Raw genomic sequence first — 23,189 nt, 5'->3', positions numbered from 1 at the left:
GCTCCCCAGGGCTCCCCCGTCAGCCTCTCGCTCCCGAGCGACCTACAGGTCCACCTCGTTCCCCCCGAGCGTCACCACGAGCCGCCCGTCCGAGGCGAACGACCAGTCCAGCGCCCCCGAGTACTGCGCGCAGCGCGACCCGTTCGAGCCGGACCACCACTGGTTGCCGCCCGCGTCGTTCCCGATGATGCGGTCGTTCGAGCCGCTGTTGCAGGACGTGTTGTCGCGGAACGTCGACGAGCCGCCGTCGAAGTTGAAGTTGCGCTCCGCGCTGCCGATGCTCAGGTTGTTCGAGACCGTCAGCGATCCCAGGTTCCGGTTGTAGCCGAAGCCGTGCTTGCCGTTGTCGTAGGCGATGCTGCGGCGCACCACGTGGTTGACCGCGATGTCCTCGCCGCCGAGCTTGTAGCCGTTGCGGTCACCGTTGCCGGCCTGCGAGCCGTCGGACAGGGTGCCGTTCTCGTACGAGAGCGAGTCCTCGATGGTCACGGCGCCGATGGGACCGGTGTCGTCCTTGGTGTACAGGTCCCAGCCGTCGTCGATGTTGTTGTGCGACACCGTGTAACGGAAGACGTTGCCGCTGCCCACCGTGAGCTTGGGGGCGAACCCGTCGGCGTCCTCCCCGTCGGAGTCCGCGTTGTCGTGCGACTCCGAGGAGACGACGAGGTTGTTCGACGGCCACTCGCTGCTCGGTGCCCCGGCGGTGTACCGGGAGATCTGCAGGCCGGAGTCGTGGTTGAACCGCGTCACGACCCGCTCGATGATGTTGTTGTCCCCGCCCAGCAGGATGCCGTTGTCGCCGGCGTGCTCGACAACGAGACCGCGCAGGTGCCACCAGTCGCCGCCGATCGCGATGCCCCGGTTCGCGGGGTCCTCGCTCTGGGCCGAGAAGTTCAGCACCGGACGCTCGCCCGGGTACGCGAACAGCTCGGTCCGGTTGCCGGAGGTGCCGCTGTTGCCCGGCGCGATGTCGAGCGTCTGCGACAGGTTGTACGTGCCGCCCCGCACGGAGATGGCGCCGCCGGGCTCGATCCGGTCGATCGCGGAGGCCAGCGTCGTCGGATCGGACTCGGTCCCCGCGGCGTCGGCGGTACCGTTCGGTGCCACGAACAGGGCGTCGGCGCTCGGCTGCTCGCCGGGCTCCTCGCCCGGGTCCTCACCACCCGGGTCCTCACCGCCGGGGGCGGCGCTCGCGTACGTCTCGAGCTCCGCGACCCGCGGCGTGGCCGAGGAGCTGGTGATCTCGAAGTTGATCTTGGTCAGCGAGGTGGCCGCGAAGCTGATGACGCCGGCCCCGGTGCCCGTGGCCAGCACGGCGCCGTTGCCGTTGTTCACGACCCGCCAGGAGCCGATGTTCCCGACGGCGCCGGACGCCTCCCGGACGTTGATCGCCGACACCGTCGTGGCGCTGCCCCACTTGACCGAGATCCGGCCCGTGGCGCCCGCCGGCGACCAGTACGTGCTCGTGTCGCCGTCGAGCACGTTGCCGTAGCTCGTGCCGCTCGCCTTGCTGGAGCCGTCGGCTCCGGCGCCGAGGCTCAGGTTGGCCCCGGTCGGCGGGTCCGTCGGGTCGGTCGGATCCGTCGGATCCGTGGGGTCGGTCGGGTCCGTGGGATCGGTCGGGTCCGTGGGATCGGTCGGGTCCGTCGGGGTGCAGCTGCCGTCCGAGACCTGCAGCCCGTTGTTCGCCCCCGCCGTCTCGGCGACGACGGCCGGCACGCAGCTCGCGGCGTCCAGCGGGTAGGAGTAGGGGATGCTCACCGAGGTGTTCGACGTCGGGTTGGGTCCCGCGGGGTTGTTGTCCTCCCCCGGGCTCGACCACGTCACGTTGTCGAAGACGTTGCCCGCGACCTGCCAGTAGCCGGCCTGGTCGGTGTAGAACGTGCCCAGCACGTCCTTCGAGTCCTCGAAGTAGTTGCTGTCCACCTTCGCCTTGGCGCCGGCCCGCGAGTTGATGCCCGACTCGACCAGCCCCACGTAGTGGTTGTTGTACATGTGCGCGACGCCGCCGCGGAGCAGGGGCGTGCGGGAGTTCAGGTTCTGGTAAAGGTTGTGGTGGAAGGTGACGAAGCCGTTGGACAGGTCGCTCTCGCTCGACCCGATGAGCCCGCCGCGCTCCGAGTTGCGCAGGATGCTGTACGACAGCGTCACGTACTTGGTGTCGTTCTTCATGTCGAACAGGCCGTCGTAGCCCTCCGACTCGCCGCCCGAGGCCAACAGGGTGAGGTGGTCGCCCCACACGTTGCGGACGCCGCTCTCCATGCCGATCGCGTCGCCGCCGTTCGACGTCGGCGAGCCCGACTTCTTGACGTTCTGGACGGTCACGTTCTGGATGATGATGTTGCTGGCCTCGCGGATGTGGATGCCGATCTGGTCGAACACCGCACCGCTGCCCACGCCGACGATCGTGACGTTGCTGATCTGCTTGAGCTCGATCACGTCGTCGGCCGTGCTGCAGCTGTCGCCCGAGACCTTGCTGGTGTTGCCGTGGTTGATGGTGCCCGACACCTCGATGACGATCGGGGTGTCGCTGCTGGCGCGGTTGCACAGCGCCGTGTGGATCGCGGTGCCCGTGGTGGCTCGCACGGTCTGGCCGCCGGCACCGCCGGTGGTCCCGCCGTTCTGCGTGGCGAAACCCGTGGCCGGGCCCGTGGCCGCCACCGCGTCCGGGGCGGACTGGGCAGTCACCCCGATCGTGACCGCGAGGGTCACCGCCGCCACCGCCGAGAGGAACTGGACAGCTCTGGGTCGTCTCATCGTCATTGCCTCACGTTCGTCGTTGAATGCGGGACATTGCTGTGTTGCGCGCAGCGGGTGAATCCGAGTAACCGGTTTCCCAGATCCTAGTAACCGGTTTCCCGGATGGCAACCCCCTACCCGCGGCCGCTGAGAGAGACCCGGGAAAGACGCCGGTCCGGCGCCCTGCAGCGGGCGCCGGACCGGCGAGGTCGAGCAGTTCGTTCCGGGACGCTAGACGCGTCTGCGGCCCACGAGGCCGATGATCAGGCTCGCCACGAGGACGATCACGCCGATCCAGATCAGGAACTGACCGATCTCGGTGGCTACACCGAGGATCACGAGGACCACGCCGATCAGGATGAGGATGAGCCATCCGGGCATGTGCTTCTCCTTCCACCACGCGGGCACTGGGTCGCGCCGCGTTGTATCGACCCTCCCCCGTTCCCAGGTCACTCGCACGTCGAAAACGACAAGACGGTCAAACCAGGCCGATATCCGCGGAATGGCGCGGGTCAGGAGCTCTCGCGCGCGAGCACCGACTGCCAGTGCCACGGCTCCGGCACGCGGCCGTTCGGCTCCGCGAACGCCGGGTGGATCCAGCCGTGGGCCTCGGCGTGGGACTTGAGCCAGTTGTACTGCGGGGTGTCGAACGTCTCGACGCCGCCGCCGATGTCGACCGCGAGCCCGAGGCCGTGGTTCGAGCAGCCGGGCGCTGCGGCGATGGGCGACGACGGGTCGTACAGCTCCTCCTGGGAGGCGTACGAGCGGTAGGCCGAGTTGATCGTCAGGTGGGTGCCGAACTCCGCCTGGTAGGCCTTGTCGAGCGCGATCAGCCCGTCCAGCACGTCGGCCCGCACGACGAAGTCGGGGGCCCACGGGATGCGCGCGAGCTGGTCCTTCTGCAGCTTGCCGCTGTCCGGGTCCCACACCTGGTCCGGCGCCGGGCAGGTCACCGCGTCCTGCGCGGTGGCCATCGCCTCCGTGGCCGCCGTGACGACGGAACGCTTGGTGGTCAGGTCGTACTCGGCCTCGCTCAGCCGCTCCAGGTCCGTTCCGGTGAAGGCCGAGCTCGCGGCGGCGTCGGCCGCGGTGCCGGTGTCCAGGGCGGCGCGCAGGCTGGACCGGACGGCGTCGTCGGCCCCCTTGCCCTCCGTCGCCGCGTAGATCTTCTCGCCGCGGCCGGTCGCGGCCGCGAGGCTCTTGCGGGCCGCGGTCACCTCGTGCCGGGCGAGGTCCACCATGGACGCGCGGACGGCGTCCGACGCCGCACCGAGCGCATCACCCACCTCCGCGGTGCCCATGGTGAGCCGGGTCAGGAACGGCTCGGCGAGCACGGCGTCGGCCGCCGCGATCTGCTCCGCCAGCGCCTCACGGGTCGCTGGGTCGGCCACCCGGGACTCGGACGAGGCCAGGAGGTGACGGGCCGCGACGTTCTGCGTGCCGAGGTCCTCGACGTCGGACACCAGGTACCAGGCGAGCCCCGCCAGGCCGAGCAGGACGACGACCACGATGGTGGCCGCGAGGGTCCTCCGCAGAGCGCGCCGGCGGCGGGCCTTCGCCTCCCGGCGCTCTCTTGCCGAACCGTCCGGCCTCCCGTCCGTCGGCTGGGCGGGAGGCACGGTGTTCGTCAAGGTCACGAGGCTCGAACCTACGGCACCCGGGGGGTCTCCGCCGACCGTTCAGGGGGTGAACTACGTCGCGTCGGAGATGCTCACGCCGACGGCCGGTGACTCATCCCATGTTCGGCAGTTGGCCTCGAGATCGGTCCATCTCCGGACCGATCTCGATGCCAACTGCCGACTTCGCCCAGCACCCTGCCCGGTCAGCGACGCACGGGCCACTAGCCTGGGTGTCATGGGGTTCAGCTCGTGGTTCGCGCACCGCCCGCAGAAGGCGGTCCGCCGCGCCGTCCGCTCGCACCGCACCGACTCGGTGCTGGCCCAGGCGCCGCTGGTCACGTCGGCCGGGGATGCCTGGGCCTTCGCCACGCGCGCCGAGCTCCTGCTGATCTCCGCGCCCGAGGTGCCCGCCGCGAAGGGCGACACGGAGTCGCGGGGCGCACCGTCCGTCGTCGTGCACCGGGAGTGGGCCGACGTCGACCGGGCCACCTACGACACCGAGTCCAACGTGATCCGGGTGCACTGGGTGGACGGCGACGAACCGACGCCGATCGCCCTCGACGGCCGCCGCACGGTGCTGCCGCAGGTGCTCCGGGAGCGGGTGCAGTGGTCAGTGGTGCTGGCCGAGCCCGTGAAGCTGCCCGGCGGGCGATCCGCCCGCGTGGCGGTGCGGCGCCGGGTCGACGGCGAGCTGTTCTCGCAGGTGATCGGCGGGAACGGCGTGGATCTCGCCGACCCGGAGACGGCACGGGTGATCGACGCCGCCGAGGCGCGGGTACGCAGCGCGGCGGGGCTGCCGGCCTGACTCCCCGGGTCGTCGGGCCCGGGCGGGCTCGGCCGGTCAGTCCTGCGGGACCAGGCGGAGCGTCGTTCCCACGACCTGCGGGCCCACGACGGTGCCGACGATGCTCTTGTCGTGCTTGGCGTACTTGCGGCGGTAGACGTCGTCGAGGGCGGGGTGGACGTCCTCGACCGGTTGCTGGAACCGGACGTCACGCTCGACGTCACCCACCTTCACGCGGCCCGTGCCCGAGGCCCTGGCGCGGCGGAACCACCCGTTGTCCGGGCCGTACGCCGAGCGGACGTATACGTCGCCGCCCAGGCGGGCGGTCCAGATCGTCACGTAGGGGCGCAGGGTGCCGTCCGGACGGTAGGACGAGACCTGCAGCTCCTCGGTTCCGTCGACCTGCACGAGCTCGTGCTCGGTCCACTGGGTCATCGCATGCTCCCCTCCGGGCACTGCCGGCGCCCCCTGCTGCCGAACGCGCGATGCGGCCGACCACTCCACCGTGCAACACCGGGGCGTGTCCCGCGAGTCCCGGGACTACGGTGTGACCGCTGACCAACCGAAGGAGACCGTCATGCACCACCGCACGCTGGGCCAGGGCCTGGAGGTATCCGCCGTCGGCCTCGGCGCCATGGGGATGTCCGCCGGCTACGGCCCCAACCCGGGCACGCGCGAGGAGATGATCGGCGTCCTGCGGGGCGCCGTGGAGCGTGGCGTCACCCTGTTCGACACCGCCGAGGTCTACGGCCCGTATGTCAACGAGGAGCTCGTCGGCGAGGCGCTGGAGCCGGTGCGGGACCAGGTGGTGATCGCCACCAAGTTCGGCTGGCGCATCGAGGACGGCGCCACCGTGGGCCTGAACAGCCGGCCGGAGCACATCCGCGCCGTCGCCGACGCCTCGTTGCGGCGCCTGCGCACCGACGTGATCGACCTGTTCTACCAGCACCGCGTGGACCCCGACGTGCCGATCGAGGACGTGGCCGGCACGGTCAAGGAGCTGGTCGAGGCCGGCAAGGTGCGCCACTTCGGACTCTCGGAGGCGAGCCCGGCCACGATCCGCCGGGCGCACGCGGTGCACCCGGTCACGGCCGTGCAGAGCGAGTACTCGCTGTGGACGCGCGACCCCGAGCCGGAGGTGCTGCCCACGCTCGCCGAGCTCGGCATCGGGTTCGTGCCGTTCAGCCCGCTCGGCCGGGGGTTTCTGACCGGGTCGGTCGACGCGTCGACGTCGTTCACGGCCGACGACATGCGGGCGTCGATCCCGCGGTTCACCGCCGCGAACCGCGACGCGAACCAGGTACTGGTGGAGCATGTGCGCGCCCTCGCGGAGGCGCAGGGTGCGACGCCGGGCCAGGTGGCTCTCGCCTGGCTGCTGGCGCAGCGGCCGTGGATCGTGCCGATCCCGGGGACACGGCGTCTGGCGCGGGTCGAGGAGAACACGAAGGCGACTGCGGTGGCGCTGTCGGCCGACGACGTGGCGGACCTGAACGGGCTGGCTGCACGAGTCGGGGTGCTGGGCGACCGGTACAACGAGGCCGGGATGGGCATGGTGGGCCGGTGACCGGTCCCGCCAAACGGGAGCATGCGTAAAAGTCACGGTCTACCCAGCGATTACGCCGGAATCTGGCGGCTTTTCGACGCCGGATGACTGGGTAGACCGTGACTTCTGTGCCCGGGCCATGGGGTGTGATCGAGACCGCTGTCATCCGAGGGGGATTCGAGTCGGGACTACCCGCTGAGACCTGTTAGAGTTTTCACCGGTCGCCCACCCGGTCAACGGGACGGGTGAACACGATCCCGCGTAGCTCAGCTGGCAGAGCATCCGACTGTTAATCGGACGGTCGTTGGTTCAAGTCCAACCGCGGGAGCCTTTCCTTCAATCGACCGAGGTCGTACCCACCGGGTACGACCTCGTCGTCTATCCCCCACCGTGCGGGGTCAACGTCGAGAGCGACGAGCAGCAACCAGACCCGGAACAGGTCCTTGGGTCGCAGGTCGTCCGGCGAGTCCACTCGCTGGTACTTGGCGAACGTGTTGCGAGACCCGATGCCGGGACCCAGCTCACGGTGAATGGACTCCACCGCTCCGTTGAGCCCTCGCGGGGCCCTGAACGCGGCGACGACGATCGCGTCGCCCCAGGTCACCTCTTGCGCGACGACGGTCACTTGTCGCCCTCCTTGTTCTCGAACCACCAGGTATTCGCCCCTTTCGGGCGGTGAGTGTTGAACATGCTCGCCCACGGCGTCCCCCGCAGCCTTGCTAGTGCCTGACTAGGACGCTCAGTCGGCGGCAAGCAGCTTCCGTCACCCCAGAACTCGCGGTGCACACCAACGAAGGTGAGAACCGCGAGGCACGCGCCGCAGAACGGCATGGTCGCGGCCTGCTCGGGTGGCGCCGTTTCGACCTCCCCACCCATGCACGCAGCCCGGCCGTCGTTGAGCGGCCAGTGAACCCGTGCCACCTGCTCAGTCTGTGACATGTCAGAAATGCTAAGCGGTCTGGTTTGACATGTCCAGCAATACCCTGCACGATCTGCGATATGGCAATTCGGACGGCAGGTCAGTTCGCGCGAGAACGCAGGGAAGAGCTTGGACTCTCACGCGAGCGGTTCGCGGTAGAGACAGAGGTATCTGTGAGCACGGTCGTTCGGCTGGAGAATCACGATCACCTTCCCCGCGTCCCCGCTCTGATCCGGATAGCAGCGGGCCTCCGTTGCTCCCTGGACGAGATCGCCGGGGTGTCCCGATGAGCCGCCCTCAGACACCCGCCGGCGCCCCCGTGACCGCCCCGGTTGCGCCGGCGGGTTCCAACTCGGACGCCAGGACGTTCGTCTTCAAGACGCCGCCCCCGTACGGGAACGTGCTCGCCGAGCCATGGGTGTGCGCCCGCGGCGAGTTCGACTACTCGTGGTACCCGACGTGGGACGACGCCATGGCAGCGGCAACCCGCCCGGAGCGCGCCGCGTGACCGGCTTCCTGCCGGGCCGCTCCGCCCTGTCGCTCGAGCAGCGCGCTCGAGCTCGGCGCTACGTCGCCGTGTACCGCGAGCGGTTCGGTCGCGATCCGCGCGCTGTGCCGGAGACCGTCTACCTCGAGGACGCGCCCGATCGTGAGGCACTGACGTGAGCCGCACCAAGCCGCGCAGGGACTACGGCAAGGGATGGGACGCCCCACTGCCCAAGCCGTCACCGCTCGCCCTCACGCCGCACCTGATGACGTCCCTCGCCAACGCCGGCTGGGGCGAGCTGTCGGGCCGCGCCATGCAGGGCGTGCGCTCGACGCTGCACGCGCTCGTGCACGCCCTGCCGTACGGCTCGGCCGCCGGCAAGGCCACGGCCTACGACATTGCCGGCCGCGCCGGCCTGTCGCTCAAGTGGACGACACGGTGCCTGCACCTGCTCGAGGACCTGGGCGTGCTCGAGTGGACGCGCGGCGGCATCGACATCAACAACGCCAGCGACCGCAAGGGCCGGCCGGGCTGGTTCCGGATCGTCAAGACCCGGCTCGTGGAGCTGGTGATGCTCGCCCGCCCGATCAACGACGAGAAGGTGCGCGCCTACCGCGCCGAGACGCTCGAGCGGATTCGGTCGATCAAGACCCGGTACACCCGTACTCGGCTCCGCAATCAGACGCGTGGGAAGCATCTTCCCAGGTCAGAACATGTGGCACTGAGCGGTGACCCCACCCCCCAAGTGGGAGGGCCGGGAGGCGCGCCTCCCCGCTCAAAGGATCTTCCTACCTCTCAGGCACCCTCAGGAGCTGCTTCGCAGCCCTCACAGGAAGCGCCTACGGCGCGCGGGGACGGTCCCGAGGTGCCAAGCACCCTTCCCGGCTCTCAGGGCGCACGTGCGGCCCTGGCGGCCGCACTGCTCGCATCGCCCAAGGCCGACCCGCACACGCGGGCGCGGCTACGCGCTCAGAGGCTGCTGTGACCCGCCCGGGGCCTGGCGAGGTGACGTGCGAGCACGGGTACGACTCGTGGCGGAAGACGCGCGACGGCCGGCCGCTGTGCCCGTTCTGTCGGCGTCTCGCCAAGCGCGAGGCGACCGAAAAAGCGGCCCGGAGGGCAAGGTTCGCGCAGCCTCACCTAGACATCCCTGCTCTCGTCGCGCACGACGACAGCCTCAACAACGTCATCTCGCTCACCGCCGCCCGCGCACGCCGGCGCCGACCCAAGGAGATCTGATGTCCCAGCACCGCCCCGCACTGATCAACCCGGACACCCGGGGCGCTCTCGCCGTCGCCCTGCTTGCGACCGCCGCGCTCGTCGGGATCAGCTTCACGCTGTCCTACGCCGGCCTGTCCGCGCTCGCCCCGTGGGCCGCCGTGCCGCTCGGCCTCGCCCCGCTGATCCCGGTGTTCATCGATGGCGCGATCGGCGTGTACACGTACTCGGCGCTGGCGGCCACGGCGCGGCGCGAGTCGGCCGCGCGCCCTTGGACGTGGGTCGCTCTCTGGACCCTGGTGTCCAGCTCGGCGAACGCCGCTCACGCATGGAGCTACGGCCCTGGCGGATGGGAGGGCCTCGTGGGCGCCACGCTCGCCGGCCTGTTCCCGATCGGGTCGCTGCTCGGCACGCACGAAATCGCCGCTCGGATGATCGGCCGGCCCGAGCCCGAGCCCGCGCCGTCGCCGCTGTCGGTGCTCGAGGGGATCGAGTCCGCGGACCTGCACCTCGTGGAGCCCGAGCAGCTCGAGCGGCTCCGCGCCAAGGTCGCTGACCAGCGCAAGCCGCGCGGCGGCCGGCGTCGCGTCACCTCGCCCGCCCGCGCCGCAGCTCGTGAGCGAGCACGCGACCTCCGCGCCCAGGGCCACACGGTGCGCGCCATCGCCGCAGAGGTGGGGCTGTCGCACTCCACGGTGGCCGAGGACGTCCGCGACGTGGTGCCGGCATGAGCCGCCCCATGCTGTTCGTGGCCGCGTCGATCCTCGCCGGCGCGCTCGTCGGCGTCGTGCTCGGCGCCCTCGTCCGGCTGTTCATCCTGGCGTGACCTGGTCAGGCCGGAAGGTGGAAGCCGCGCGCGCCTACTGGCGCCCGCGGCTTCCGCTGCCGTGCTGGCGCTGTGGCCGGATGCTCACCGCGTCCGGCCCGTGGACCGTGGGCCACCTCGTGGACCGGGCGCTCGGCGGGTCCGAGACGGACCCGAGCAACCAGCACCCGGAGTGCGGGCGCTGCAACACCAGCGCCGGCGGGAAGCTCGGCGCCAGCATCACGAACCGCAAGCGACAGAGCAAGACACAGACCAGCACCAACCACGCACCGACGCTGACACGCGCGACCGAGAGAGACCGAGGAATCAGGGGATGGTGAACGGCATCACCGAGCACCGGCGAGCGTTCGAACAGCTCGCACTCGCCGGTTTTGAGCCGGCGGTGGGAGCCCTCGCTAGTCGGCCACTCCCTTTCTCTCCCCACGGGGGAGCCGGCGCGACGCCGGCGCCCAAGCTGCCCAACCTGAAATCCCCGTTCGGCCGGCGCTACTGCAAGCCGCTGCACAACTCGCCGGCCAAGGCCGACGTCGCGATTGACGACCTGATCCACGGTGCCGCGCTGCTCGGCTTCGTGCCGTCGCCGCATCAAGAGCGGTTCGGCCGGATCATGAACGCGACGAAGCCGGACGGCCTGCCCCGGCACCGCCGCATGGCCAAGACCGAGCCGCGCCGGTCCGGGAAGACGGACGGCATCCTCGCCCTCGCCGTCGGCCGCTGCACGACCCGCCCGGACTACTACACGGCGTTCTCGGCGCAGAGCGGGAAGAAGGGCCGCGACCGGTTCCTCAAGATGGCGGTCAAGCTCGAGCGCCACGACCCGTGCCTACGCCCCTCGAGGACCCGCCCGGACGGCTGCACCCGCACCGACAACGACCACGTCCACTACCGGATCTACCGCAGCAACGGCGGCGAGCGGATCGAGTGGGCCAACGGCTCCGTGTTCATGGTGCTGCCGCCGGATGCCGAGGTGTACCGCGGCGAGGAATACCACCTGATCATCCTGGACGAGGCCCAGGAGACCGAGGACGACGAGGCCGCGGACGAGCTGCTCGGCGGCATCAACCCCACGATGGACACCGTCCCGGAGGCGCAGCTCGTCGTAGCCGGCACCGCTGGCAAGCGTCGGTCGGGGCTGCTGTGGCGCTCGCTCGAGAAGGGCCGCGCCGGCGTCTGGGGCATCCTCGAGTACGCGGCGCCGCTCGAGGCCGACCCGACCGACGAAGCGGTGTGGCTCGCCGCGCACCCGGGCATCGGGACCCTCACCACGCTCGAGGTGATCCGCGAGAACTTCGCGGACATGACGCTCGTGGAGTTCCAGCGCGAGTATCTGGGACAGTGGCCGGCGGACGCCGCCGTGTCCGCGATCGACGCCGAGCAATGGAAGAACGCCGGCGCCGACACGATGCCCGTCCGGCCCCGCCGTGTCGGTGTCGCGTTCGACGTCGCGCCCGACGCGTCGGCGGCCGCTATCGCGTGCGCGTGGCGCGACGAGGACGGCCGCGCGCACGTCGAGGTGCTCGCCTACCGCTCGTCCGTCGCGTGGCTCCCCCTCGAGGCCCACCGGATCGGCCGGGAGTCCCGTGCGCAGATCGCCTACGACGTCATCGGGCAGAACACGAACCCGGCCGAGAGCATCACCCGCCGGACGCCGCCAGTCCGGCTGGCGCCGATGAACATGAAGGACTCGCAGGGCGCCGCGCAACGGTTCGTGTCCGAGCTCGCCGCCGGCAACCTCGTCCACTACCGCCAGAAGGACCTGGACGCCGCCGTGGACGGCGCGAACTGGCGCAACGTCGCCGGCGACTCTGCGCGCCTGTTCGGGCACAAGGCGTCCGCGCACGGCATCACCCCCCTGACCGCCGCCGCCCTGGCGCTGTGGCACTACGACAAGGCCACGCGACGAGCCCGCACGACGCGCGCCCGTCCCACCGTCCGCACCACCGAGAGGCCGGCCGCATGAGCTACTTCCACGACGAGTCGGTGAGCTGCACGGTCGGCGGCTGCAAGACGTGCGGCGTCCGCTGGATAGCCGGCAGCCGGGGCGGCTCCCGCGCCCTCGCGATCGACCACGAGCTACGCGCGCACCCGGGCGAGACGATCGCCCGCAGCGCCGGCTACACGGCCAAGTCACGCCGCAGGTGATTCCGAGTCGGCCGATGTAAGGGTTCTCCGGATGATCGTCTCCCGTGGGGATCTTCTCTGGACTGATGCGCCGGTTCGAGACCAACGGCGGGCACGGCTCGTCGCGTCTCGCCCGGCGCTCGAGCGTCCGGCCGGCGACGCCGCACACCACGTCCAACCTGCAATCGGTCGTCTACGCGGACGCGCTCGGCGCGGAGCACACCCTCGTCTCACGTGAAGAGGCCATGCTCGTCCCGGCCGTCGCGAACGCCCGGTGGCTCATCTGCTACCCCGTGAGCGGGCAGCCGCTCAAGGAGTACGACGGCACCACGCGCAGCGTCACCGACGCCGCCGGCGCCGCACGGGACATTCCGGTCCCGGTCGCCGACCAGCCCGAGTGGCTCACCAACACCGGTGGCCAGGAACCATGGCAGTTCCGCACCGCGGACACCCTGGACGACATGCTCTTTGAGGGCTGGTCCCTCTGGAAGCTCGAGCGCTCGACCAAGCCCGACGACGGCTGGCAGTCCCGCGACGGCTCCACGTTCATCCCCGCCATCACCGGCGCCGTACACGTCCCGCTCGACCGCTGGGACTTCAACAGCGACGACGAAATCACGATCGACAGCGAGGTGCAGGGCGAGCTGGACGTGATCCTGTTCCGCTCGCCCACGGACCCGCTGCTCGTCGCCGGCCGCCGCACCATCCGCGGCGCCGCCGAGCTCGAGGACCGATGGTTGCGTGCGCTGGCCGCCATCCCCGTCGTGGAGATCAAGCAGGACGAGGACATCGAACTCGCCGAGCCCGACGACGAGGACGCAGATCCAGAGTCCAGGGAAGCGATGGACGAGGCCCAGGGGATCGTGGACGACTACGTCAAGGCGCGTACCGACCCCAACGGCGCAGTCGTGTTCACGCCGTACGGCTACTCGCTCAACGCGGTCGGCCAACAGGCGAACCACGAGCTGTATATCGAGGGCCGCAATTTCCAGGCGATCGACGTCGGCCGGCACACCGCCATCGCCGCGAACATGCTCTCCGCGTCCGGCGTCACCGCGTCCCTGACCTACGAGACGAAGAAGGACGGCCGCTCCGACGTCCGCGACCTCGTCCAAGGGGTATGGGCCATGGCGCTGTCCGCGCACCTCTCCCTGGACACCGTGTGCGCCCCGGGCCACTCAATCGCGTTCGACCTTTCCAACCTCGCCGAGCAGCCCGACGACGGCGCCGGCCCCAACGTGGAGGACTGACCCGTGACCAACACGCTCAAGGTGTCGGGGACGCTGCTCACCGCGTCCGCCGAGGACCGCACCCTGACCTACCGGCTCGTGAAGTACGGCGAGCCCGGCCGGACGAGCAAGGGCATCGTGACCGCGCGCCGCGGGTCGATCAAGCTCCCGGCCGACGTGACCACCCTGTTCGGCAACTACCAGCACGACCAGGACCGCCGGCTGTCCCGCGCCGAGTCCATCACCGAGGACGCCGAGGGCCTGCTGCTCACCGCGTCCGCGCTGCCCACGCCGGCCGGCGACGAGCTGCTCGCCGAGGCCATGGCCGGCGCCCGGCCCGGTGTCTCCGTCGAACTCGAGCGCCCCACCATCCGTGCCGGCGAGCTGCTCGCCGGCGAGCTGATCGGGTTCGGCCACGTGGTGAAGCCGGCCTACCCGTCGTCGCTGCTCACCGCGGCCGACGTCGGCGAGCTGGACGACGAGGACGAGACCGACGACGAGGACCAGGACGACGACGCCGGCGACGAGCCGGACACCCAGACCACGGACGCGGGGGACGCGCCCGAGAACACCGACCCCGGAGAGGCAACCATGACCGCCAGCACCAAGCGCCCCGCCAAGCGCCCGACCTTCCAGGGCGTCAAGCCGCGCGTGGAGAACGCAGACCCCGACGTCCTGACCGCGAACGAGGTGTTCACCCTGCTCGGCACCTCCGCCAAGGAGGGGACGCCGGCGCTCACCGCCGCCCTGGCGCAGGTCACCCAGGCCGGCGTGTTCGACGTCGTCCACCAGCCGCAGTGGCTCGGCGAGCTGTGGGACGGCGTGGACTACGAGCCCGAGTACACGCCGCTGATCGGCTCGGCGTCGCTCACGAGCATGAAGATGCAGGGCTTCACGCTCACGGCCAAGCCCAAGGGCGCCGCCTACGCCGGCGGTGGCGCCGAGGTGCCGACGTCGCCCGTGACCGCCGGCATGAAGGAGAAGGACGCCGAGCGCTGGGCCGGCGGCTGGAACGTGGACCGCGTGCACGTGGACTTCCCCTCGCCCGAGTTCTGGGCCGCGTTCTGGCGCGCGGTGAACGACGACTACGCGGCGGGCACCGACGCCAAGGTGCGCACCTACCTGACCACGGCCGCCAACGCGTCGCCCCTCGTGATCCCGTCCGCCGACATCCCGGCCACCGTGCCCGAGGCGCTGTTCAAGCTCGTGCGCGGTGTCCGCTACCTCAAGCGCACGCTCAAGGCCGGCAAGCCGACCTTCGCGCTGTTCGGCGAGGACCTGTACGACGACTGGCTGTTCCTCACGAGCGACAGCGCGCCGGCGTACGTGCAGGCCACGCTCAACGCGCTGTCGGGCGACCTCGAGGGCGTCACGATCATCGGCGACGAGGCCGTGGGCGACGGCGTCGTCCGGGTCGGCACCAAGAACACGGCCAAGCTCCACCAGCTCGGCGGCGCAACTCCGATCCGCGTGTCCACGCAGGACGTCGCCCACGGCAACATGACCGAGGCCGCGTTCGCCTACGACGGGATCATGGAGAACAGCAAGATCGGTCTCGTCGCGGTCACGACCGGCGCCTGATCCGATGACCGAGCCGCTGCCCGATCCGGTCGTGATCGGCTGGGTGGACGTGGACGCCCTCGTGGCGTCCGCGTCCTGGGCCGCGCACGCGGACCCGGACGACCTTGCCGACGCCCTGTCCAGCGCGTACGAGGAATGTCTGCTGTACGAGCCGCTGGACAACAACCGCCGAGTCTGGACGCCGGACACGGTCGGCCCCGTGCCTGCCCGGCTCGCTCGAGCACAGGCCCTGCAGGCACGTGCCAGCATCCGCGAGTCCGTGAGCAACGGCGGCGACGCCCAGGGGTTCGACGGTGTCCAGGTCACCGTCTTTCCACTCGACTGGCGGGTCAAGCAACTACTACGTCCGCGTAAGGCCGTCCGGAAGGGCCCGCGATGATGGAAGCCCGCGCCCTGCTGCGCGACGCCCTGCAGGCGGACGGTGTCTTGCCGGCCAAGTACACCCTGCTGCCTTACCCGGACGAGCCGGACAGCGTCCCGCACGTCACCGTCGTACTGGCACCGCAGGGCATCGAGCCCGAGCCGACCATGCCCCTCGTCTACTGGCGCGTGCCGTGCGCCGTCTACGTGCTTGTCGGGACGGACCTGGACCCGGCGGCCCGGGAAGACCTGCTCGAGGCTGCTGTACCCCTCGTCCTGGCCGCGCTGGACAAGCACGAGTTCCTCGGCTGGTCCGGTGTGGAACGCACCACCGTGAACGCGTTCCACGCCTACAAGATCAACGCATTTTCGCTCACTGAAAGGCAGCAGACTCCATGACGCAGACTGTGGCCCTCGTGCCGCTCGTAATGAAGAACCCGCACATCGAGCTCGGCGGCGAGGAGTACGACAAGTCGTGCAGCTCGGCGACGCTCACCCCGAACGCCGTCGTCGTCACGTGGGACGGTTTCGGTGACGCACAGATCGCCGACGTCGGCACGGTCACCTGGACACTGGACCTCATCCTGGCCCAGGACCAGACCACGGCAGACAGCTTGCAGGGGTTCCTGAACGACCCTGCGAACATCGGCACCAAGGTCCCGTTCGAGGTACGCCCCACTGGTACCACGGGCAAGGGCTACTCCGGCGAGGTGCTCGTCATCCCGGTTCCGATCGGTGGCGCCAAGGGGGTTGTCGCGACCGCGACTGTGTCCCTGGCCGTGGTCGGACAGCCGACGCCGATCGCCGCCGGCGCCTGACATGGCACGTGTCCGGGTCGAGGGTGTCCGCGAGGTGACCGCCGCGGCTACCGCGCTCAAGGCCGTGGACCGCACGGTGAAGAACCAGACAGCCCGGAACCTGCGCTCTGCTCTGCCTGGCATCTGGACACAGGACGCGATTATTGGACAAACCCGGACACGCATGGACAGGGCCGTTTTCAACGGGGTGCGCGTCGGCGCGTCTTCGTCCCGGATCACGCTGCAGGCGGGCACGTCGCCGCTGATCCGGGATGACATCGCGTCGGCCCTCGAGTTCGGCGACCCGGCCAAGGGCTACACGACGTACACCGAGCGCCGGCGCGGTCAGTCTGTCCATGTCCGACGACGCACACAGAACCAGCTACCCGGCCCGGTTCGCAAGGGCCGCGTCGTTCACCCGGCGCTAAGTGCCGCCATGCCCCGGCTCGTGTCCCTGTACGTACAGACCGTGGTCCGCACCATCTATGAGGCGTGGGAGGGGAAGAGGTAGTGCCCGTCAAGATCGACGTGCTCGCCCAGGCCGACGCGTCCAGCGTTGCCGACCTCGGCAAGACGCTGGACGACGTCGCCGCCGGCGGCGAATCGATGGGTGCCCAGATCGAGGCCGGCCTCGAAAAGGCCGAGGCCGCGGCTCGCCCGACCAAGTCCGAGTTCCGTGAGCTGGCCCGGACCCTGGACGACCTGGCCGCTGCGTCCGGGAAGACCAAAACCGAGGCTCTGGACGACCTCAAGCGCGCCGCCGCAGAGGCTGGGACCGAGCTCAAGCAGGGCACGTTGGACGCCCTCGAGCGGCTGGCCGCCCAGGGGCCCCGCGACGTGGACAAGGTCCGCGAGGCCGTGGACGAGCTCAAGCGCTCGCTGGACGACGTCGAAATCGACATCGACACCGAGGGGCCTCTGACAAAGACGCAGGACCTCCTGAACGAGGTCAAGGCGTCGGTCAACGAGACGATGGGAGAGCTGGCCGGCTCGTTCGCTGAGAACGGGTTCAACATGGCCGACGCTCTTGACGGTGTCGTTGAAGTAGCTGCCGAGGCCGCGACCCTCCTACCCGGGCCGTGGTCGCTCGCCGGCGCCGCGATGGTCACGGTGGCCGCCGGCGTGTACGGCGAGTGGAAGCAGCGGATGGAGCAGATCGCCGAGGACGCCTCGGCGATGTACGAGGACCTGCTGAACTCCGGTCAGGACTACCTGTCCGATGAGTTCTTCCAGGGCCAGTTGCGGTCACTCTTCGACCCCATGGGCGAGTCGTACGACGACAACATGAAGCGGATCGACCTCCTCAAGGATCTTGGTGTCCCCGCAGAGGACGCCGCCCTGGCGCTGATCGGTTATGGCGACACGTCCGACCGTGTACTCGGGAAGCTGCGCGCCGGGCACGAGCTCTTGCACGACGACATCCGGGGGAACGCCGGCGCATACCAGGATCTCGGCCTCACCGGCGAGCAGCGACTGAGCGACGTGATCCGGCGCATCGAGGACTCTCAAGAGTCGTTCGACACGGCCAAGGGCGCGGCGAACCAATACCGCGATTCGATCAGCCGCATCCCGAACCAGAAGAACACCGAGGTCAAGGTCTCCGACAAGGGCACCACCGCCGCGACACAGCGCAAGATCAACGGCATCGACGGGCGAGACATCCCCGTCCAGGTCCGCGCCTACCTCGAGCGCGCCAACCAGGACGTCGCCGCGTGGCGCGCCGCCACGGCCGCGCTGCCGGTAAGCATCCAGATCCGCGCCTACGGACAGGCCGCAGTATGACGACCATCACGACCCCGAACGGTCAGACGCACCCCGTGGACCTCGTCCTGACGCTTGACGTCGGCCGAGACTCCCGGACGATCATCACCCAGCCGCCGAGCGGGAACCCCTACATCTCCCGTCGGCCGGCTACGACCAAGAGCGGGTCGGCGACACTGCTCGTGCGCGACTACGCGACTGCCAGGGCGATTGTGGACGGATTCGCCACGGCTGGCCCTGCAACTCTCGCAGTGCGGGAAGGCCGCGAGGTGCACACCAACTTCGTCACCGACCCTCGAGCGATGCAGGCGCCGCCCTGGACCTCTGTTCCTGGTACCGGCGGCGTCACGTCCGAGCTGATGGTCACCGGTGCGAGCGACGGTCCCGTCCTCCCGGACGGGACCATGGTCACGACGTACGCCCGGTACACGTTCACGACTGCCAGCACAGGCGGCGCAAGCTCGTTCGGGTACGCGATTCCCGGCGTGGACCTCGGCCTGTGGCCGACCGGCACCGACTTGGCCGGCAGTATCTACGTGCGCACGAGCATCGCCGTTGCGTCCGGCCGCGCGAACGTAGCTTGGCAGGCGCCGGCGCCAAGCTTCGCCGACACAGGGGCCAATGGTGCGGCGTCACCAACGGCGCCTGGCGTCTGGCAGAGAGTCGGGCACGTCGCCACCACCACGAGCCCCGCCGGCAACTTCGGCTGCCGCTACTTCGCTACCTCGCAGGTTTGGCCCTTGGGCGCCACCGTCGACGTGACGTGCGCTCTGGCGGTCCCTGACGCGGCAGCGCTGCCCGGCCACTTCGACGGCGCGTACGCCCCGCCTGGCTTCACGTCGTCATGGGACGGCGCGGTGAATGCGTCTACGTCCACGGCCGTGTCCACGGGCGGCGTGACCGAGACCTTGGTGTTCGAGCTCGCCGGCCGCGCGCAGCTCGCCAGCGACCGCGCCCGGAAGTGGACGGTGCAAGTCCCGTTCGCTCTGGCGAGCTGAGAGAGGAACCATGCCCGACGCACCCCGCATCGCGACCGACACGGCGACGTTCACGGCCTCCGACCTGGGCACGCCGTCTATCCCGTACTCACTGCCCATCCTGGACGGTGAAGTCACGCAGAGAGAGGGCCAGACCCCCCTGTACCAAGGGCGTGTCGTCGTCCCCTACGACTCCACGCTGTGGGGCGTGAACCCCCTCTACCGCGGTAGCGGACCGTTTGGCCCGCTGTGCACCGTGAACCTGGCCCGCGACGTCGCCGGCAACACAGCCATGAACAGCACGTTCTACTTCGCCGCCCGCGAGAAGACCCGTAGCCGATCCCGTACGACCATGGAGTTTCGGCTCGCCTCCAAGGACTCCCTCGCCCTGGACGGCCAGGTGCTGCACTCCGGCACGACGCAGACCGTGCTCTCGCAGATCACCTCCGCGCTGCGGACAGTGCCGTTCCTGGAGGGCGTGCTCGTCACGGCCGATGAATCCCTGAACGCCGGCGCCGTCAACGGCCTGGACGTGTTCGACGAGGGCGTGAGCACCTGGGACACGGCACAGGCTGCCGCGGACCTCGTCGGCGGCATCGTGCACCCGCAGGGCTCGTTCTTCCACATCGGGACCCGCATCGGATCGGCCGTCTTCTCGCAGTTCCACAACGCGTTCGACCCCGCCGGCCTGAACTACTTCGAGCCGCTCGAGCCGATCGACTACACGTACACCCGGGACAGCGGCTACGCGGACGGCACGTTCCTCCGCTGGTCATGGACCGACGCGAACGACGTCGAGCGCACACGCACCGGCCTCTACCTGTCCGGCTCGCCGTCCCTCGTTCAGCGGGTCGAGCGGCGCGGCGCACCGCCGGCCGGATCGACCGAGGCCGCGCGGAACCTTGCAGCCCAGCGCATGACCGAACGCGCCATCCGGCGCGGGTCGCGCATCCGGCTCGTCCTGCCGTTCCTGCCGGCTATCCGCGTCAACCACACGATCAGCATCCCCAGCGACGCCGACGAAAGCGTCTCCCAGACCATCACCGTCCAAGAAGTCGTGCACTCCATCGGAGCCGCGACAACGACCGTCATCGGAGCCTGACCATGACCGAAATCATTTCCCGCGCTGCGTGGGGCGCCAAGTACGCACCCGGTCCGTACACACGCAAGCTCGGCCACCTCGAGCAGTGGTTGCACCACACGGTCACTGTCGCGCCCAACGTCACGCCGCCGTTCACCGACGACTACGCCGCGGTGCGCGCCGTCGAGGCGATCACCGAGTCTCGGTTCGGCTGGGGCATGGCGTACACCTTCCTCGTCACGCCCGCTGGCCTGATCTTCGAGGGACACCCCATCGACCGGGTCGGCGCCCACACAGAGGGCCACAACACCGCCGGCGCCGGTATCGCATGGGTCGGCAACTACGACACCAGTGAGCCGCCGGCCGCCATGGTGAGGGCTACCGCAGCGCTGCTGCGCCACGGCAAGGCCCGCGGCTGGTGGGCCGACGTGAAGCTTGACGGCGGCCACCGCGACACCAAGGCGACCGCCTGCCCCGGCAAGCACGCGTACACGCTCATCGACGACATCAACCGCGCCGCCGCGGCGGCCGGCCCTGTCCCGACCCCCACCCCTCCTACCCAGAACGAGGACTACGACATGGACACTCTCGACCTGTCCAACGCCCACAAGAAGCCCGTCAAGGCGGACGACGTCGGCAAGCTGCAGGGCTTGCTGCTCGCCCACGGCTACGGCCCGCGTGGACTCGTCGGCCGGCACGGCCGCCCGGACCGCGTCGCCGGCAAGGTCACGCGCCAGCTGCTCGGCAAGTTCCAGGCCAAGACCGGCACCGGCAGCAAGGCCGGCGCGGACTACATCGCCGGCGGCCGGACCTGGCGCGCCCTGATCGAGGACTAGGAGAACCCCGTTGGAAATCAACGTCAACGACGTCGTCACGGTGCTCGAGGCCGTAGGCGACTCGTGGCCGGCCGCAATCGTCCTGGTCACCCTCGTGGGCGGCTTCGTCGCCGTGCGTGCCCTGCCCCGGCTCAAGGACATCACCGAGTCGCTGCAGGTGTTACGGCACGAGATGGCGCCGAACAGCGGTAAGACCGTCCGCGACGCCGTGGATCGCATCGAGGACAAGCTCGGCACCCACATCGATGAGGACAAAGCGTGGAAAGGCCAGGTGGAGGACCTGCTAACTCGCGGGGAGTGACTGGTGTGAACCAGGGGTGTCAGGCAGTCGCTTCGCACTCGGCCAGCGCCGCCGCGTACAAGGCGCTGTCGCTGTTCGGGTTCCAGTCGTACCCCTGGACGGCTAGGCACGCCTGGACGTCCTCCTGAGACGGCGGCGCGAGGGCCACAGCGACCCCAACGGCCGCGGCCACCAGGACGGCGCAGCCGACGACCGCGAGGACGATGCGCGCACGTGTGGTGGTCATGGGGGGGACGATACTCGGTCGCCGTCGGGAGGGGAGTCGCCGGCGACCGAGTTCACCCCGGGACTGCTCAGGCTGCCGCGCGGGCGACGGCATACAGGGAGTCCATCGGGAGCTGGATGTACCGCATCGTGGTCTCGGGTTTCGCGTGCCCGAGCAGCCGGCCCACGGCAAGGATGTCCCGCGTGCCCCGGTAGGCAGCCGTGCCGGCACGGTGCCGCAGCGTGTGCGCCGTCCAGTGCTCCGGTAGCAGCTCGCTCAACAGCTTGGACACGTAGCCGGGCGACAGGTGCCCATCCTGGCGCCCAGGGAACAGCCATCCGCCCGCGCTCCGGATCGCCGCCTGTAGGTCCGGGTCGAGGACTGGTACCCACCGTTCCTTTCCGCCCTTGCCGACGACGAACAGCAGATCGCCGTCCAGTCTGTTCGAGTGCACGAGCGCCATCTCACCGACCCGCAGCCCGCAGTGCCCACCGAGCAGCAGCAGCCACCGCGAGCGGCCCGGCAGGTGCGCCGTCAGCAGCAGATCCAAGATAGGGTCCGGGATCGGCCGCGCGACGCCAGGAGGCACCCGCACGGCTGGCAGCAACAGACCCGGATCGGTCGGGATCAGGCCGCGCGCGTGCAGCCACTTCGTCAGGCCCCGGAACACGCTGGCAGCGCTCCGGATCGTCTCGGGCGTCCAGTCTCGCCGTGCCGCCAGGGCGCGCTCGAGGACGCGAACCGTGATCTTGAGCGGGTCGCGGGCGAACCGCTGGAGGTGGCGTAGGTAGTGCTCGTGGAGTCGTACGGTCATAGGCCGGCGGCCCGCCGCGCGCAGACTGTCGAGGTAGTCACGCACCACGGGCCGCCACGGATTAAATGCATTCGCATCGGTCATGATTCACCCACGCCGCTACTACATGCCCGGAGCATCAATATGACGCAACGACACGGGTGAAACGGAGTCCCGACCAGCGCTATCACCCGTTAGACCGGGTCGCACCGGCAGAATCCGCAGCTCGTCCGCGGCGAACATGACCGCGCGGCCGGCGACCTGCACCCGCACCGGGTAGAGGCCGATGTCGCGCACCTCGAGCACGACGCCGGCCTTGCCGTGGTGCGGGTGCGGCGCACCGTTGGCGAGCGTCTCGGCGATCACCTCGACGCCGTCACCCCGCTCGAGCGGGATCACGCTGGCACCGCCCGCAGGCGACGGCCGTGCTCGTCGTCGTGCGGCATGGGCGGCTCGAGGGCCGGCCACCGCCACACCTCGAGCTGGTCGCCCTCGTCGCCGCACGTGGGCTCGGGCGCCGGCACGTACACGGTGCGCAGCCGGCCGGTCGGGCTCACGGTGATGACCGAGCCGTCCCAGTCGCTCACCGTGAGTCGGGCCGACTTGGGGAAGTACTTGCGCCGCAGCGCTTCCTCGTCGGCGTCGATCCGGTCGCTCTTGGCGATGTGTGCCGCCACGCGCTCCCCGGTCAGCCGGTCCAGCTCGGCGAGCCGCGCCAGCTCCGAGGACCCTTCGCGCCACCGCCGGCGCTCGTCGGCGAGCCGCTCCACCTCGAGCGCGGCCTCCCGCGCGAACCGCTCCAGAGCCCGGCTCATGCCGCCACCTCAGACCCGACGACGCGCATGTACCGCCCGTACGAACCGCCCTTGACCTGCGGCTGGACATAATCGGACGGTCGTTGGTTCAAGTCCAACCGCGGGAGCCTTTCCTTCAATCGACCGAGGTCGTACCCACCGGGTACGACCTCGTCGTCTATCCCCCACCGTGCGGGGTCAACGTCGAGAGCGACGAG

At 70.0% G+C, this 23,189-nt stretch carries 31 protein-coding genes and 1 tRNA gene; 22 read left to right on the top strand and 10 right to left on the bottom strand.

The window, feature by feature from the left end:
* Positions 1-42: 42 nt before the first annotated feature.
* The 3 genes from PROKR_RS22625 to PROKR_RS30925 all read right to left on the bottom strand — a co-directional run bounded on the left by PROKR_RS22625 (position 43) and on the right by PROKR_RS30925 (position 4,376).
* Positions 43-2,763 carry a pectate lyase family protein gene (locus PROKR_RS22625; protein WP_245605933.1) on the bottom strand — a complete coding sequence of 907 codons (2,721 nt, stop codon included), beginning with the start codon at positions 2,761-2,763 and terminating at the stop codon, positions 43-45.
* 207 nt (positions 2,764-2,970) lie between these two features.
* The gene (locus tag PROKR_RS35945) at positions 2,971-3,120 is read right to left on the bottom strand and encodes a hypothetical protein (protein ID WP_169736524.1); all 150 of its coding nucleotides are present in this window, start codon (positions 3,118-3,120) and stop codon (positions 2,971-2,973) included.
* 131 nt (positions 3,121-3,251) lie between these two features.
* Positions 3,252-4,376, bottom strand: coding sequence for a M15 family metallopeptidase (locus PROKR_RS30925; RefSeq protein WP_157602515.1), 1,125 nt, complete (start codon positions 4,374-4,376; stop codon positions 3,252-3,254).
* Between the two features lie 217 nt (positions 4,377-4,593).
* Here PROKR_RS30925 and PROKR_RS22615 point away from each other — a divergent pair, with 217 nt between their 5' ends.
* The gene (locus PROKR_RS22615; RefSeq protein ID WP_036967868.1) at positions 4,594-5,163 is read left to right on the top strand and encodes a hypothetical protein; all 570 of its coding nucleotides are present in this window, start codon (positions 4,594-4,596) and stop codon (positions 5,161-5,163) included.
* A 36-nt stretch (positions 5,164-5,199) separates the two neighbouring features.
* Here the strand turns inward: PROKR_RS22615 and PROKR_RS22610 are convergent, their stop codons facing one another.
* Positions 5,200-5,577: a DUF2255 family protein gene (locus PROKR_RS22610; RefSeq protein WP_036967865.1), complete on the bottom strand. Its 378-nt coding sequence runs from the start codon at positions 5,575-5,577 to the stop codon at positions 5,200-5,202.
* Positions 5,578-5,719: 142 nt separating this feature from the next.
* Between PROKR_RS22610 and PROKR_RS22605 the strand changes: the two genes are divergently transcribed.
* Both PROKR_RS22605 and PROKR_RS22600 read left to right on the top strand, forming a co-directional pair.
* The gene (locus tag PROKR_RS22605; RefSeq protein ID WP_036968148.1) at positions 5,720-6,706 is read left to right on the top strand and encodes an aldo/keto reductase; all 987 of its coding nucleotides are present in this window, start codon (positions 5,720-5,722) and stop codon (positions 6,704-6,706) included.
* Between the two features lie 234 nt (positions 6,707-6,940).
* Positions 6,941-7,013, top strand: a tRNA-Asn gene (locus tag PROKR_RS22600).
* A 293-nt stretch (positions 7,014-7,306) separates the two neighbouring features.
* On the opposite strand, the gene PROKR_RS33015 is transcribed toward PROKR_RS22600, so the two are convergent.
* The gene (locus PROKR_RS33015) at positions 7,307-7,624 is read right to left on the bottom strand and encodes a hypothetical protein (protein ID WP_157602512.1); all 318 of its coding nucleotides are present in this window, start codon (positions 7,622-7,624) and stop codon (positions 7,307-7,309) included.
* A gap of 60 nt (positions 7,625-7,684) precedes the next feature.
* Here PROKR_RS33015 and PROKR_RS38250 point away from each other — a divergent pair, with 60 nt between their 5' ends.
* The 19 genes from PROKR_RS38250 (at position 7,685) to PROKR_RS22510 (ending at position 21,179) form a co-directional block, all read left to right on the top strand.
* Positions 7,685-7,894: a helix-turn-helix transcriptional regulator gene (locus PROKR_RS38250; RefSeq protein WP_084800613.1), complete on the top strand. Its 210-nt coding sequence runs from the start codon at positions 7,685-7,687 to the stop codon at positions 7,892-7,894.
* Positions 7,891-8,112 (top strand): hypothetical protein, encoded by a 222-nt coding sequence (locus PROKR_RS22590; RefSeq protein ID WP_157602509.1) that lies wholly within the window; start codon positions 7,891-7,893, stop codon positions 8,110-8,112. Before PROKR_RS38250 ends, PROKR_RS22590 begins: the two co-directional genes overlap by 4 nt.
* Positions 8,109-8,270, top strand: a complete 162-nt coding sequence (locus PROKR_RS33010) for a hypothetical protein (protein ID WP_157602506.1) — start codon at positions 8,109-8,111, stop codon at positions 8,268-8,270. Before PROKR_RS22590 ends, PROKR_RS33010 begins: the two co-directional genes overlap by 4 nt.
* Positions 8,267-9,076, top strand: a complete 810-nt coding sequence (locus PROKR_RS22585; RefSeq protein ID WP_036967856.1) for a hypothetical protein — start codon at positions 8,267-8,269, stop codon at positions 9,074-9,076. Before PROKR_RS33010 ends, PROKR_RS22585 begins: the two co-directional genes overlap by 4 nt.
* Before the next feature lie 253 nt (positions 9,077-9,329).
* A complete protein-coding gene (locus tag PROKR_RS30920; protein ID WP_051433252.1) occupies positions 9,330-10,040 on the top strand; it encodes a DUF2637 domain-containing protein in 711 nt (236 codons plus the stop codon).
* Between the two features lie 175 nt (positions 10,041-10,215).
* Positions 10,216-10,455, top strand: a complete 240-nt coding sequence (locus PROKR_RS22575) for a hypothetical protein (protein WP_036967853.1) — start codon at positions 10,216-10,218, stop codon at positions 10,453-10,455.
* Positions 10,449-12,095, top strand: a complete 1,647-nt coding sequence (locus tag PROKR_RS22570) for a hypothetical protein (RefSeq protein ID WP_036967850.1) — start codon at positions 10,449-10,451, stop codon at positions 12,093-12,095. The genes PROKR_RS22575 and PROKR_RS22570 overlap by 7 nt, the downstream gene beginning before the upstream one ends.
* Complete coding sequence (locus tag PROKR_RS22565) at positions 12,092-12,277, top strand: hypothetical protein (RefSeq protein ID WP_036967847.1); 186 nt, start codon at positions 12,092-12,094, stop codon at positions 12,275-12,277. Before PROKR_RS22570 ends, PROKR_RS22565 begins: the two co-directional genes overlap by 4 nt.
* A gap of 44 nt (positions 12,278-12,321) precedes the next feature.
* A complete protein-coding gene (locus tag PROKR_RS22560) occupies positions 12,322-13,506 on the top strand; it encodes a hypothetical protein (RefSeq protein WP_157602503.1) in 1,185 nt (394 codons plus the stop codon).
* Positions 13,507-13,509: 3 nt separating this feature from the next.
* Complete coding sequence (locus tag PROKR_RS22555) at positions 13,510-15,066, top strand: HK97 family phage prohead protease (protein ID WP_036967841.1); 1,557 nt, start codon at positions 13,510-13,512, stop codon at positions 15,064-15,066.
* Between the two features lie 4 nt (positions 15,067-15,070).
* A complete protein-coding gene (locus tag PROKR_RS22550; RefSeq protein ID WP_036967838.1) occupies positions 15,071-15,445 on the top strand; it encodes a hypothetical protein in 375 nt (124 codons plus the stop codon).
* Positions 15,442-15,825 carry a hypothetical protein gene (locus PROKR_RS22545; RefSeq protein ID WP_157602500.1) on the top strand — a complete coding sequence of 128 codons (384 nt, stop codon included), beginning with the start codon at positions 15,442-15,444 and terminating at the stop codon, positions 15,823-15,825. Before PROKR_RS22550 ends, PROKR_RS22545 begins: the two co-directional genes overlap by 4 nt.
* A complete protein-coding gene (locus tag PROKR_RS22540; protein ID WP_157602497.1) occupies positions 15,822-16,244 on the top strand; it encodes a hypothetical protein in 423 nt (140 codons plus the stop codon). Before PROKR_RS22545 ends, PROKR_RS22540 begins: the two co-directional genes overlap by 4 nt.
* A 1-nt stretch (position 16,245) precedes the next feature.
* Positions 16,246-16,734 (top strand): hypothetical protein, encoded by a 489-nt coding sequence (locus tag PROKR_RS22535; protein ID WP_036967829.1) that lies wholly within the window; start codon positions 16,246-16,248, stop codon positions 16,732-16,734.
* Entirely contained in the window at positions 16,734-18,005 is a 1,272-nt protein-coding gene (locus tag PROKR_RS22530) for a hypothetical protein (protein ID WP_036967826.1), read from the top strand. Before PROKR_RS22535 ends, PROKR_RS22530 begins: the two co-directional genes overlap by 1 nt.
* On the top strand, positions 18,002-18,982 hold the full coding sequence (locus tag PROKR_RS22525) for a hypothetical protein (protein ID WP_036967823.1): 981 nt from the start codon (positions 18,002-18,004) through the stop codon (positions 18,980-18,982). The genes PROKR_RS22530 and PROKR_RS22525 overlap by 4 nt, the downstream gene beginning before the upstream one ends.
* 10 nt (positions 18,983-18,992) lie before the next feature.
* A complete protein-coding gene (locus tag PROKR_RS35940) occupies positions 18,993-20,063 on the top strand; it encodes a hypothetical protein (protein WP_036967821.1) in 1,071 nt (356 codons plus the stop codon).
* A 2-nt stretch (positions 20,064-20,065) separates the two neighbouring features.
* On the top strand, positions 20,066-20,878 hold the full coding sequence (locus tag PROKR_RS30915) for a peptidoglycan recognition protein family protein (protein ID WP_051433251.1): 813 nt from the start codon (positions 20,066-20,068) through the stop codon (positions 20,876-20,878).
* 10 nt (positions 20,879-20,888) lie between these two features.
* On the top strand, positions 20,889-21,179 hold the full coding sequence (locus tag PROKR_RS22510; RefSeq protein WP_036967818.1) for a hypothetical protein: 291 nt from the start codon (positions 20,889-20,891) through the stop codon (positions 21,177-21,179).
* Positions 21,180-21,198: 19 nt separating this feature from the next.
* On the opposite strand, the gene PROKR_RS22505 is transcribed toward PROKR_RS22510, so the two are convergent.
* The 5 genes from PROKR_RS22505 to PROKR_RS37020 form a co-directional block, all read right to left on the bottom strand.
* Complete coding sequence (locus PROKR_RS22505; protein WP_036967815.1) at positions 21,199-21,405, bottom strand: hypothetical protein; 207 nt, start codon at positions 21,403-21,405, stop codon at positions 21,199-21,201.
* Between the two features lie 67 nt (positions 21,406-21,472).
* A complete protein-coding gene (locus tag PROKR_RS22500) occupies positions 21,473-22,282 on the bottom strand; it encodes a tyrosine-type recombinase/integrase (protein ID WP_084800609.1) in 810 nt (269 codons plus the stop codon).
* A gap of 18 nt (positions 22,283-22,300) precedes the next feature.
* A complete protein-coding gene (locus PROKR_RS22495; RefSeq protein ID WP_036967809.1) occupies positions 22,301-22,576 on the bottom strand; it encodes a hypothetical protein in 276 nt (91 codons plus the stop codon).
* The gene (locus PROKR_RS22490; protein ID WP_036967806.1) at positions 22,573-22,992 is read right to left on the bottom strand and encodes a hypothetical protein; all 420 of its coding nucleotides are present in this window, start codon (positions 22,990-22,992) and stop codon (positions 22,573-22,575) included. Before PROKR_RS22490 ends, PROKR_RS22495 begins: the two co-directional genes overlap by 4 nt.
* Positions 22,989-23,189, bottom strand: a 201-nt coding sequence (locus PROKR_RS37020; RefSeq protein WP_036967803.1) for a hypothetical protein, incomplete at its 5' end; no start/stop codon positions are given. The genes PROKR_RS37020 and PROKR_RS22490, both read right to left, overlap by 4 nt.

The organism is Promicromonospora kroppenstedtii DSM 19349 (assembly GCF_000515355.1).
GTDB classification, from domain to species: Bacteria; Actinomycetota; Actinomycetes; order Actinomycetales; family Cellulomonadaceae; genus Promicromonospora; species Promicromonospora kroppenstedtii.
This window is presented reverse-complemented; position numbering and strand designations above follow the sequence as displayed.

Excerpts from the sequence above, each read along its gene's own strand:
- PROKR_RS22625 (WP_245605933.1), bottom strand. The coding sequence starts at position 2,763 with ATGACGATGAGACGACCCAGAGCTGTCCAGTTCCTCTCGGCGGTGGCG.
- PROKR_RS35945 (WP_169736524.1), bottom strand. The coding sequence starts at position 3,120 with ATGCCCGGATGGCTCATCCTCATCCTGATCGGCGTGGTCCTCGTGATC.
- PROKR_RS22615 (WP_036967868.1), top strand. The coding sequence starts at position 4,594 with ATGGGGTTCAGCTCGTGGTTCGCGCACCGCCCGCAGAAGGCGGTCCGC.
- PROKR_RS22610 (WP_036967865.1), bottom strand. The coding sequence starts at position 5,577 with ATGACCCAGTGGACCGAGCACGAGCTCGTGCAGGTCGACGGAACCGAG.
- PROKR_RS22605 (WP_036968148.1), top strand. The coding sequence starts at position 5,720 with ATGCACCACCGCACGCTGGGCCAGGGCCTGGAGGTATCCGCCGTCGGC.
- PROKR_RS33015 (WP_157602512.1), bottom strand. The coding sequence starts at position 7,624 with ATGTCACAGACTGAGCAGGTGGCACGGGTTCACTGGCCGCTCAACGAC.
- PROKR_RS38250 (WP_084800613.1), top strand. The coding sequence starts at position 7,685 with ATGGCAATTCGGACGGCAGGTCAGTTCGCGCGAGAACGCAGGGAAGAG.
- PROKR_RS22590 (WP_157602509.1), top strand. The coding sequence starts at position 7,891 with ATGAGCCGCCCTCAGACACCCGCCGGCGCCCCCGTGACCGCCCCGGTT.
- PROKR_RS30920 (WP_051433252.1), top strand. The coding sequence starts at position 9,330 with ATGTCCCAGCACCGCCCCGCACTGATCAACCCGGACACCCGGGGCGCT.
- PROKR_RS22575 (WP_036967853.1), top strand. The coding sequence starts at position 10,216 with ATGCTCACCGCGTCCGGCCCGTGGACCGTGGGCCACCTCGTGGACCGG.
- PROKR_RS22570 (WP_036967850.1), top strand. The coding sequence starts at position 10,449 with ATGGTGAACGGCATCACCGAGCACCGGCGAGCGTTCGAACAGCTCGCA.
- PROKR_RS22565 (WP_036967847.1), top strand. The coding sequence starts at position 12,092 with ATGAGCTACTTCCACGACGAGTCGGTGAGCTGCACGGTCGGCGGCTGC.
- PROKR_RS22550 (WP_036967838.1), top strand. The coding sequence starts at position 15,071 with ATGACCGAGCCGCTGCCCGATCCGGTCGTGATCGGCTGGGTGGACGTG.
- PROKR_RS22545 (WP_157602500.1), top strand. The coding sequence starts at position 15,442 with ATGATGGAAGCCCGCGCCCTGCTGCGCGACGCCCTGCAGGCGGACGGT.
- PROKR_RS22540 (WP_157602497.1), top strand. The coding sequence starts at position 15,822 with ATGACGCAGACTGTGGCCCTCGTGCCGCTCGTAATGAAGAACCCGCAC.
- PROKR_RS22535 (WP_036967829.1), top strand. The coding sequence starts at position 16,246 with ATGGCACGTGTCCGGGTCGAGGGTGTCCGCGAGGTGACCGCCGCGGCT.
- PROKR_RS22525 (WP_036967823.1), top strand. The coding sequence starts at position 18,002 with ATGACGACCATCACGACCCCGAACGGTCAGACGCACCCCGTGGACCTC.
- PROKR_RS35940 (WP_036967821.1), top strand. The coding sequence starts at position 18,993 with ATGCCCGACGCACCCCGCATCGCGACCGACACGGCGACGTTCACGGCC.
- PROKR_RS30915 (WP_051433251.1), top strand. The coding sequence starts at position 20,066 with ATGACCGAAATCATTTCCCGCGCTGCGTGGGGCGCCAAGTACGCACCC.
- PROKR_RS22505 (WP_036967815.1), bottom strand. The coding sequence starts at position 21,405 with ATGACCACCACACGTGCGCGCATCGTCCTCGCGGTCGTCGGCTGCGCC.
- PROKR_RS22500 (WP_084800609.1), bottom strand. The coding sequence starts at position 22,282 with ATGACCGATGCGAATGCATTTAATCCGTGGCGGCCCGTGGTGCGTGAC.
- PROKR_RS22490 (WP_036967806.1), bottom strand. The coding sequence starts at position 22,992 with ATGAGCCGGGCTCTGGAGCGGTTCGCGCGGGAGGCCGCGCTCGAGGTG.